Here is a 10,123-nt window from a genome sequence, read left to right on the forward strand (position 1 = left end):
CTCACTTTTTCAAAAGCAACCGATAGGAGAACAATGTCTGTGTTGGCCGGGCTCACTGCAGCCCTTTCTGATGGTTCGGTGGAGATCATCGATCTCACCACCCCCCTGAGCTCCGAGACCCCCATCTTGAATCTCCCGCAGCCGTTCGCGAATACTGTGGGATTGTCGGTGTCTCCGGTGAGTAATTTCGACGACGCCGGACCTGCATGGGCGTGGAACGACGTTACTGTGGGCGAGCACGCCGGGACGCACTTGGACGCTCCGGTGCACTGGATTTCGGGCAAGGACGGCAAGTCCGTGGACCAGATCGAGCCGCACCGGCTGGTAGGGCCGGTGGTAGTGATCGATAAGTCCGCTGAAGCTGCCGCGGATCCGGACTTTCTGCTGGAACCGGAGCACTTTGAGCAATGGCAGGAACAGCATGGGGTGTTTCCGGAGAATTGCTGGGTGATTTTCAGAACTGGATGGGCGGCCCGAGGTGAGGATGCTGTTGCTTTCGTCAATGCGGACGACGCCGGTCCTCACACTCCCGGCGTTTCTGCAGCTGGCGCCAGGTGGTTGGCAGGAAAAGCCTCGATCAGTGGTTTCGGCGTTGAAACGGTAGGTATCGATGCCGGTCAGGCAGGGAGCCTGGATCCAATGTTCCCCGTCCACTCGTTCCTGTTGGGGGCGGATAAGTACGGAGTGACCTCGCTGCGAAACGTGGACCGCCTGCCGGTAACGGGTGCCACGCTGGTGGTAGCACCGTTGCCCATCGTGGGGGGCACGGGCAGCCCCAGCCGGGTGTACGCATTGGTGGAGCGTTCCAGGGTAGACCGCGCATGAGCGGGGAAACCCGTGTCTCAACGCTGGTAGGCCAGACTCTGGCCAACCTGGGCGTAGGGCACGTATTCGGAGTGGTGGGCTCCGGAAATTTTGATGTGACCGCCACCCTCATGGCTGAGGGGGTCCCGTTCACCGCGGCACGCCACGAAGGTGGTGCGGCCACCATGGCTGATGCATACGGGCGTATGTCCGGCAAATTGGGAGTAGTAACCACCCACCAGGGCTGTGGGCTCAGCAATGCGATCACCGGCATCGGCGAGGCTGCAAAAAGCCGCACGCCAATGATCGTGTTGACAGCGGACACCCAGGCCTCGGTCATCCGGTCCAACTTCAAGATCGACCAGGATGGCCTGGCCCGGAGCGTCGGGGCAATCGCCGAGCGCATCCACTCCCCCGCCTCGGCCGTAGCGGACACGGTCAGGGCGTTCCGCACGGCCGTGAATGAACGCCGCACGGTGGTGCTCAGCCTGCCGTTGGATGTTCAAAGCGCCATGGCCGAGGGTCGGGCGGACGGCGTCAACGTGCCCCAGCCCTTGAAAGTCCGCCCGGACGCTGCCGCCGTTGAACAACTAGTGGCGTTGATCGCCGCGGCAGAACGCCCAGTCTTTGTTGCCGGCCGTGGCGGGCGCGGCGCTCGGGAAGAGCTCCTGGAGCTGGCCCGGCATGCGGGCGCACTGGTGGCCACCTCCGCTGTAGCCAGCGGGCTGTTCAACGGCGACGCACACAATCTGGGCATCTCGGGAGGATTTTCCTCGCCGCTGACCGCTGAGCTCATAAGTGGCGCGGACGTGATCGTCGGGTGGGGTTGCGCCCTGAACATGTGGACTATGCGGCACGGGCGGCTTATCTCGGCCGGCGCCAAAGTGATTCAGATCGACATGGAGGATTCTGCCCTGGGCGCCAACCGACCCATTACCTTGGGCGTACTGGGCGATTCGGCGCTGACTGCCTCCGACGCCTTGGCGGCGCTCCAGCAGGTGCAGCCCGAGCCAGCGGAAAAGTACCGCACTCAGGCCAATGCATTGGCCATCAAGCAGGGGGCCCGTTGGCGCGACGTCACCACCGAAGACGTCTCTACTGCGACGTCCATTGATCCCCGCGTCCTCACCCGGGAGCTGGATTCCCTGCTGCCTGCCGAACGGATCGTGTCCGTGGATTCAGGCAACTTCATGGGCTACCCCAGCCAGTACCTGGCTGTGCCCGACGAGTTCGGTTTCTGCTTCACCCAAGCGTTCCAATCGATCGGGCTCGGTCTGTACACTGCGATTGGGGCTGGCGTTGCGCAACCACAGCGGCTGCCGGTTTTGGGCGCGGGTGATGGCGGCTTCCTCATGGGAATAAGTGAACTGGAAACTGCCGTCCGCATGAAGCTGCCGCTGGTATGTATCGTCTACAACGACGCCGCGTACGGCGCCGAAGTACATCACTTCTCGTCCGGAAGTCTCACACAGGACCTTGCCAGCGTGGTATTCCCGGATACGGACATCGCCTCGATTGCCCGCGGGTTCGGGGCCGAAGGCATCACTGTCCGCAGCGTCGCTGACCTCGAAGCCGTGCGCCCATGGCTGGCGGCTTACAACACCGGAATCCAGGACCGTCCTCTGGTGATCGACGCGAAAATCGCCTCCGATGGCGGATCCTGGTGGTTGGCCGAAGCTTTCCAGGGCCACTGAGCCCAGCCTCAACCCGCCCCGAGTCGATCGGCCGACAAGTCAGGCCGTTCCGGAGAGTCCGGGACGGCCTGACTTGCATTTTAATCACTGTATTTCAGCGTGGAATCTATCTCACGCAGAATGATCCGGGAGATAGAAAAACCAAAGACCTCCCGCTCTCGGGCCGCCCTAGACGATATGAGTGTGCGGGCGGGCTGGTCTCTGGCGTAGGGACCGGAACCTCGGGGCTCAAAGAGATTCGTGGGTTGCCGGTCGGCTCTTTCCGCATTTAGGTGCGGGGTGTGAACTGGCAGAGCCACATTTGAACGTTTGGAGGTTCCAGCCATGAATAAGCGTACTTACGTTGGTTTGGATGTCCATGCCCGCAGTGTGGAGGGCTGCGCGATAGACCAGGAAACCGGTGAAATCCTCCGTCAGAGTCTGGCCGGCAGCGAGGCCGGAGTTTTGGAGTGGGTTTCGGGTTTGCGTGGTCCTGTCCTTGTTGTTTATGAGGCAGGCCCGACCGGTTTCGGGTTGGCTCGGCGGCTGGCCGGTGCAGGGATCGAGTGCTTGGTTGCAGCGCCGTCTAAGCTGCAAAGGCCTTCCGGGGACCGGGTGAGGAACAGGACCCCGAACGAACACAAAACGAGCGGCCCACGCCAACCAGCCGTGGGCCGCTCACCCTTGCCCTCTTGACAAGAAACGCGCCTATATATCAGATGTACTGAGTCAGGACGTTGGTTACATTGTGAATAGGTGAAGACCTCTTAGGTTGGTGGTCACCACACAGAGCCAACGACTAAGCGGTCTTCATGATCCACCGTAATGCCCGCCTGCCCCCGACCGGTAGAAGGATTCTCGTCGAACGCGTCCTGAGCGGCCGTCCGGTTGCCCATGTAGCGAAGGAAATGGGCGTCTCGCGGACCTGCGCCCACCGCTGGACCAGCCGTGCCGGGCCCATGGTGGGACGGCCTTAAGGACCGCAGTTCCAGACCGAAGTCATGCCCGCATGCCACTGCGGCAGAAGTCGTTGCCGATGTCCTGACCGAGCGTGTGAAGCACCGCGAAGGCCCAACGGATCTGGCCTTGCGCTGTGGCGCCGGCACCCGGGCGGTCTCCCGGATTCTGACCCGTGCCGGCATGCCCAAGGTTATGGGACCTGGCCCCCGTAACCGGGGCACGGATCCGGGCTTCACGCGCCACCGACCGTCGGAACGAATGCGACGCCCCAGGGGACATGATCCACGTGGACGTCAAGAAACTCGGCCGCATCCCTGAAGGGGGCGGTTGACGGGTGGACCCGGAGCAAAGCCGTGCCAACCACCGCAAATCGCCCAAAAGGTCGGCTTCGACTACGTCCATGTCGCCGTCGATGATTACACCCGCTTCGCCTATGCCGAAGTCCTGCCCGATGAGAAAGGTCCAACGTGCGCCGGATTCCTCACCCGGGCGGCAGCGGCCATGGCAGCGAACGGCGCACCGGTCAAACGCGTCATGACCGACAACGCCTTCGCCTACAGGCTCTCCCGGGGCTTTCCAGGACGCACTCGCCGCGCTGAACGCGAAACACATCCTGATCAAGCCCCGCAATCCCTGGCATAACGGCAAGGCAGAACTCTTCAACCGCACCCTGCAGGAAGGCTGGGCCTACCGGCAGCCGTTCACGTCCAACCAGGCACGCACCACGGCCCTGCAGTCATGGCTAGGCTTCTACAACAACCACCGGCCACACGGCAGCCTCGGAGGCAAACCACCCATCAGCAGATGCAACCAACCTGCTGGCTGAGTACACCTAGAAGGCGCAGGGGCGGGAAACCATTTCTTTTTATACCGACTGGTACGGGAATCGGGGGCCCCTCCCCTGCCTAGCCGAAAGATATCGCAAGCAGGGGGACGATCACCACAAGTTAGGTCCTAAGCCTGTCGCCGCTGGTCTGGAGTTTTCACTTGGGCCGCATCGTCTTCGACGTCAGTTATCGCGGCGTAGAGACTTTTGTTCTTGCGTCGCAGCCACAAGGCTTGGCACAAGCCAAACAAGGGCATGGGAACGAGCGAAAGAAGGAGGAGGACGGAGATGAAACCAAACTGGGGGGTCCCGTCAGCGCCGACATCTCCGACAAGCAGAGGGAAGTTGGACACAATCAAGTAGGCGCTGATTGCCAATCCCACAAAGCCCAGGATTGGCGCGATGAGTGTTTTCCATATGTTCCGGTCCAAGCGTGTGCGGAGGAAGAAGACTATGACGGCAAGCGCTGTAACCGCCATCAGGAAGGCGACTCCGAACGTGGCCATTCCTGATGTCCAGGCGAGTACCTGAGTTGCTCCGTTCAACCCCAAGAGTCCCGCCAGCAGTATTGCGCTCAAAGCAACGCCACTTGTAATGAGAGATGCAAGCCTCGGAGAGTTATGGCGGTTATCGACTTCCGAAATCGACCTGGGTAGGAACCCATGGCTGGCCAGGGAGTGAAGGTACCTGGTCACTACGTTGTGGAATGACAGGCTCGCGGCAATGACACTGGTGAAAATCAATACGTTGATAATGACAACAGCTACCGGACCCAAGTAACGACTGGCCGTCTCCATGATCAACGTCGCCGGGTATTGAGTAGCCATCGCCACAATATTGTCTGGGCCCCAAGCCACCACCAAGGCCCAGGAACTCAGCGTGTAAAACAGGCCGACCATGATCACAGCCAAGTACGTGGCACGTGGGATCGTCTTGTTCGGCTGCTTGGCCTCATCCCGAAAAATCGCGGTTGACTCGAAGCCAAGAAACGCCGCCAGAGCAAACATCAGCCCCAGCGATGGAGAACCAGAAAGGATGTGACTGGGTTCAAATGGTGCTGCGCTGAGACCGGAGTCTCCCCCCGTCACCAAGACGGCAAGAACGATGATCAACACGATCGCGATTTCCGCGACGAGCAGGACGGCCAACACCTTGGAGCTGAGATCGATATTGCGCAGTCCGACGGCGGCTACTACAGCGAGGGCGCCCAGCGCGAAGAACCACCACGGTATATCCGGCCCACCAGCCGATCGAATGCTTTGACTTGCTGCGGAACCGAGATACCCCACGAGGCCTACCTCGATGCAGAGATAGCTGAAGATCGAGAGGTAAGCCGCGGCTAACCCCAGCGGCTTGGAGAGGCCAAAGGATATGTAGATGAAGAACGCTCCCGTTTTGCGTATGAACTTCGTCATGTGCGTAAAGCCCACCGCAAATAACAAAAGAATCGCCGCAGCCAGCACGAACATACTGGGCACCCCTACGCCGTTACCGATCATGAATCCCAGCGGCACCTGACCGCCTATGACCGACAGTGGTGCAGCGGCTGCCAGCACCATCAAGACGATCGCTCCGGTTCCCAGTGAGCCGTGCAAACGTCTGCGCTCGACTGGTTCGCTGGAGTAAGAGGAGCGAATGGTTACTACAGGGTTCGGAGAAGAAACCGCTTGGCTCGGGCGCGGGTCGGTCATGGTGCCTCCAGGGGTGGGGGAAATCACAGTATTTTCATCACTCGATGAACCATAGCGTAAAGAATCACCCTCAGTGTTTCCACTGTTTTTCCAACTTTTTCCATTGTGACGCCCGAATCATGGCTACGCAGCGGCAATCGTCCTGACCAGCGCGGCCCACACACGTTCGGCGCACCAATGCTCGACAGCTGCAGCAGAAAGGTCTCGTCGCATGCCGCCTTCGGCGTCCAGCACGGCTCAGTTGATGATGTTCCGTCGACGGTTAGCAGATCACGTGGCGTTGAGTCGGAACAGTCCGTGCATCCCAGTGACCGTTATTGAGTTGCCCTGCTGACGGTAGATCGACCGCACGCTCCGCCTGCGGACTTGCCCCACATTTACTGGGTTTTACCGCGCTTGTGCTGGGATAATCTCACGGTCAAAGAAATCTTTGAGCATCTGCCCGAAGACGCTGGACGGGTATTGATCAGGCATGAGGACGGCCAGGGCCTGAGCTCCAGAAATCAACGTCAAGAGCGTCTTCGCGAGAGAGACGCTGTCCGTTCCAAGGGCAATGTCCCCAGCGTCGCTCGCATCGTCCAGCAATTCTACGAACAGGTCATTGATAGCGGTTAGGCCAACGGCATTAGCGGCTGCGAATCGTTCCGAGGAAGCGCATCTCTCCCAGAACGGCAGCAAGACCCTGGCCTCCAACCTGGCCTCGTCCCCGATTGGCATCATTTCACTTGCCAACACCCAGAGAGCGTTGACGCCAGTTCGGGACCCAACTTTTCTCTCGAAACGGTCCTGAGTCATCTTGAAGACGTGTTCGTAGCTGGCGATCAGAACATCGTTCTTCGAAGGGAAGTAGTAGTTTACGGCGCCGTAGGCTAGGCCCATCTCCGCCGCCAGGTCGCGCATGGTCGTACCGTCGAAACCATTCCGGGCGATAAGTCGCCAGACGCTTTCGATAATTTCCCTGCGACGCAAGTCATGGTCTACAAGCTTCGGCATGGGGTGATCCTTCCGCCGGGTGCCATGTCCCCACCAGCTTACGTGGAGCCAACACGTGTATTTGCAAACACGTTACAGCCGGCCGCAGAGGGGCTGAAACGCGTTGCGTCCTGTCGGAAGCCTCATCCCTCTCGGGTTGAGGCTTTCCGCTTTGAGGGCGGGCTTCGTCGTGTGTGTTCCTAACGTGCTTGGTGTGTGACCGTACCTGCCCTAGGTTTTAAGCCCGCGTAGAGGCCCCATGCTGATGAGGCAAACCAAGTGCTGAGCATCAGTAGCTGTACGTAAGATCCGTTATCGGCGTATGGAAAAGGGCAGGAAAGTATCCCCGGAAACCCTGCGTTTCCGCCGGCGGAGCTGCGCCCATGCGAGGCGATGCAGCCGAATGTCAGCGTTTCTCTGCCATCTTCCGTTTCACTACTGATCCCTGCCTTCGGGCGCCTCCCAAGTAGGGCGTGCGGGAATAATAAGGCATCTGCGATGGAGCCTCCGATTATGGAAAGTGCGCTACCTTTACAGGCGAGCGAGCTGGTGGCGCTCTATTCGTACGGGCGCATACTTCGGTCCGCTCTCCTGCACCGTTGCTGGCAAGGGACAGCGCGATTTCCCCGCTAGGCCAATTTCCTCAGCTCGCCAACTATCCTGGGAAGCCCAGCCTTTGTCGCGTGGGTCGCCTCCCCGTAGGCACCAGCTGAAGCCAAGGTGGTGCAGCTCCGGTCAGACATGTGAGAATACTTGGGCGATCAAAGTGGCGCTCCCGTTCAGGGTTTAGAACGCGTCTTCCGCAATACATAGGGGCAACAATGTCCACGATCACATCCTCTTCTGGCGCCAGCATTGGCCTGGAGCTCCTCGATGGCGAGTACGCCGTGTGTAGGTTCGAGCCGGGCGGCGTTCCAGCGTTTGTCGCGAACTTCACCGGTATTTACTCTCTGACGGCGACCCATCATGAGACTTCGGTAGTATGCCGCGTTGAACAGGCACCGCTTGGAGTGCCGACGGAATGCGGATGGCGGGCACTGTATGTCAAGGGCCCTATACCGTTTGGACTCACGGGCGTGGTTGCGGGAATAACATCCGCCGTCGCAGGCGTAGGGCTTCCCGTGTTTGTACTTTCCACGTATGACAGCGACTTGCTATTTTTGCAGGAAGCCACGCTAGGAGATGCGTTAAATGCGCTTACAGCTGGCGGTTATTTCATCGACGTCCCAGATTCCTCTTTGTGTTCCGAACGGTAACGGATACGCCTGCACGGTCGTCTGGCGCTAAATAGCTGCTGCGCCGTACCCAGGGTATGGCGTCGTTTGGCCGCGTTGGGATGGCGGGCCGCCGGTGGTGACCAGGCTGGAATTTGCCAGTTGGTGAGGCGGACCGCCCGCTTTTCACCGGTACCGTGGCCTGCTCCCAGGGCGGCCTCTGACCTTGGGTTTTGCCGATGGTGGCCGGTAGAATGGTGGGAGAAGAAACCCCGGAGCCTAGATAGTTCGAGTATCTAGGGTCCGGGGTTTTTCTATGCCCGGTGGGTGTTACTTACCGCTGTCGATGATGATCTGTTCAGTCTCGGATACCCATGTGACGAGCTGGTATCCGTGACGAAGCGGACCGAGGACGTGAACCACACCGAGGTCCCGGCACCGGCAGAACCCCCCGCCGGCTCCGGACGACGCAGCCGGCTAACGCGGTGACAATCAAGGCAGCAAGACAATTTCGCCCACTAGCTGTATTGACCACGGACGTTAGGAACATCGGCGTGGTGTGATGACAAAAAGAAGACCTCCGAGTGGAGTGGGGCTTGTCTAGAGTCCAGTTCACAAGGAGGTCTTCAATGTCCCATGCTAACGCGATCCTCACGCCCAGGGGCAGGCTCCGGCTGGCCCGGTGCGTCGTGGATGAGGGGTGGCCGTTGCGCCGGGCGGCTGAGCGGTTCCAGGTCTCGGTCACGACCGCGTCGCGGTGGGCGGGCCGCTACCGGGAACACGGCGAGGCGGGTATGCACGATGCCTCAAGCAGGCCCCGGACCTCTCCATGGAGGACCTGTCCGCGGCGGGAGCGGCGGATCATCGCGATCCGGGTGAACCGGCGGTGGGGCCCGGCGCGGATCGGCTATTTATTGGGGATCCACCCGTCCACTGTCCACCGGGTCCTCTCCCGGTACGGGCTGGCCAAGCTGTCCTGGTTGGACCGTTCCACGGGCAGGGTAATCCGCCGCTACGAGCACGATAGCCCCGGGGACCTGATCCACGTCGACATCAAGAAACTCGGGCGCATTCCGGACGGCGGCGGTCACCGGAGCCTGGCCAGAGCCGCCGGCTGGCGAAACAAGACCGGCACCGCGCCGAACCGGCGGCCGGGCTACGCGTTCTTGCACAACGCCGTTGATGACCACTCCCTGCTGGCCTACACCGAGATCCTGACCGATGAGAAGAAAGAAACCACAGCCCTGGGAACGCGCCAACGCCTACTTCCAATCCTGCGGAATCACCGTCAAACGGGTGTTGACCGACAACGGCTCCTGCTACCGCTCCTACGCCTTCAAAGACGCCCTGGGACCGGACATCAAGCACAAGCGAACCCGCCCGTACAGGCCCCAGACCAACGGCAAAGTCGAGCGTTACAACCGCACCATGCTCGACGAATGGGCCTACGCAAAACGCTACGCATCAGAGAGCGCCCGTGTTGCCGCTTTCACCGACTGGCTCCACCACTACAATCATCACCGAGGCCACACCTCACTCAAAGGTCAGCCACCAGCCAGCCGCGTCACTAACCTCTCAGGTCAATACAACTAGCTGAGAGGCCCGGCCCGCGCCCGTCCCGCAGCTCGAACACTACAAAACCGGGCGTGTTGCTGCCACTGTTTCTGAGATTATTCTTTGTCTGTTTCGGCCATTGTCGCTCGTGGTGTGCCGCTTGGTAGGAGCAGGGCCGCTGTGTTCGCAGCGACGATGAGGGCTATTCCAACCCATTCGATGGTGCCGAGTTCTTCGTGGAGGAGTATCGCTCCGATGCAAGCGGCCAGGACAGGGTTGATGCTCATGAGGATCCCGAAAAGGTGGGCGGGAATCTTCCGGAGCGCAATCAGGTCAGCGACGAATGGGACCGTCGAGGCCAGGACACCGGCACCGACAGCACAGAGCAGAGCGAACATGTCCGGGCGGGTGGTGATGAGTATCCAGACG

General features: G+C 60.5%; 6 protein-coding genes and 2 pseudogenes. 5 read left to right on the forward strand and 3 right to left on the reverse strand.

What is annotated here, in order from left to right:
- The first annotated feature begins 33 nt into the window (after positions 1 to 33).
- The 3 genes and pseudogenes from ASF72_RS17175 (at position 34) to ASF72_RS17185 (ending at position 4,263) form a co-directional block, all read left to right on the forward strand.
- Positions 34 to 825, forward strand: a complete 792-nt coding sequence (locus ASF72_RS17175) for a cyclase family protein (RefSeq protein WP_056600917.1) — start codon at positions 34 to 36, stop codon at positions 823 to 825.
- A complete protein-coding gene (locus tag ASF72_RS17180; protein ID WP_056600919.1) occupies positions 822 to 2,498 on the forward strand; it encodes a thiamine pyrophosphate-binding protein in 1,677 nt (558 codons plus the stop codon). The genes ASF72_RS17175 and ASF72_RS17180 overlap by 4 nt, the downstream gene beginning before the upstream one ends.
- Positions 2,499 to 3,289: 791 nt before the next feature.
- Positions 3,290 to 4,263, forward strand: a pseudogene (locus ASF72_RS17185) (IS481 family transposase).
- Positions 4,264 to 4,391: 128 nt separating this feature from the next.
- On the opposite strand, the gene ASF72_RS17190 reads toward ASF72_RS17185, so the two are convergent.
- Both ASF72_RS17190 and ASF72_RS17195 read right to left on the reverse strand, forming a co-directional pair.
- Entirely contained in the window at positions 4,392 to 5,954 is a 1,563-nt protein-coding gene (locus ASF72_RS17190; protein WP_082484462.1) for an APC family permease, read from the reverse strand.
- Positions 5,955 to 6,341: 387 nt separating this feature from the next.
- A complete protein-coding gene (locus ASF72_RS17195; RefSeq protein ID WP_056600921.1) occupies positions 6,342 to 6,947 on the reverse strand; it encodes a TetR/AcrR family transcriptional regulator in 606 nt (201 codons plus the stop codon).
- Between the two features lie 800 nt (positions 6,948 to 7,747).
- Between ASF72_RS17195 and ASF72_RS21305 the strand changes: the two genes are divergently transcribed.
- Positions 7,748 to 8,182: an ACT domain-containing protein gene (locus tag ASF72_RS21305; RefSeq protein WP_082484463.1), complete on the forward strand. Its 435-nt coding sequence runs from the start codon at positions 7,748 to 7,750 to the stop codon at positions 8,180 to 8,182.
- 587 nt (positions 8,183 to 8,769) lie between these two features.
- Positions 8,770 to 9,733: pseudogene (locus ASF72_RS17200) on the forward strand (IS481 family transposase).
- A gap of 77 nt (positions 9,734 to 9,810) precedes the next feature.
- Here ASF72_RS17200 and ASF72_RS17205 read toward each other — a convergent pair.
- Positions 9,811 to 10,123, reverse strand: a 313-nt coding sequence (locus ASF72_RS17205) for an EamA family transporter (RefSeq protein ID WP_157371057.1), incomplete at its 5' end; no start/stop codon positions are given.

The sequence above is a fragment of the Arthrobacter sp. Leaf141 genome, from assembly GCF_001424565.1.
Lineage (GTDB): Bacteria > Actinomycetota > Actinomycetes > Actinomycetales > Micrococcaceae > Arthrobacter.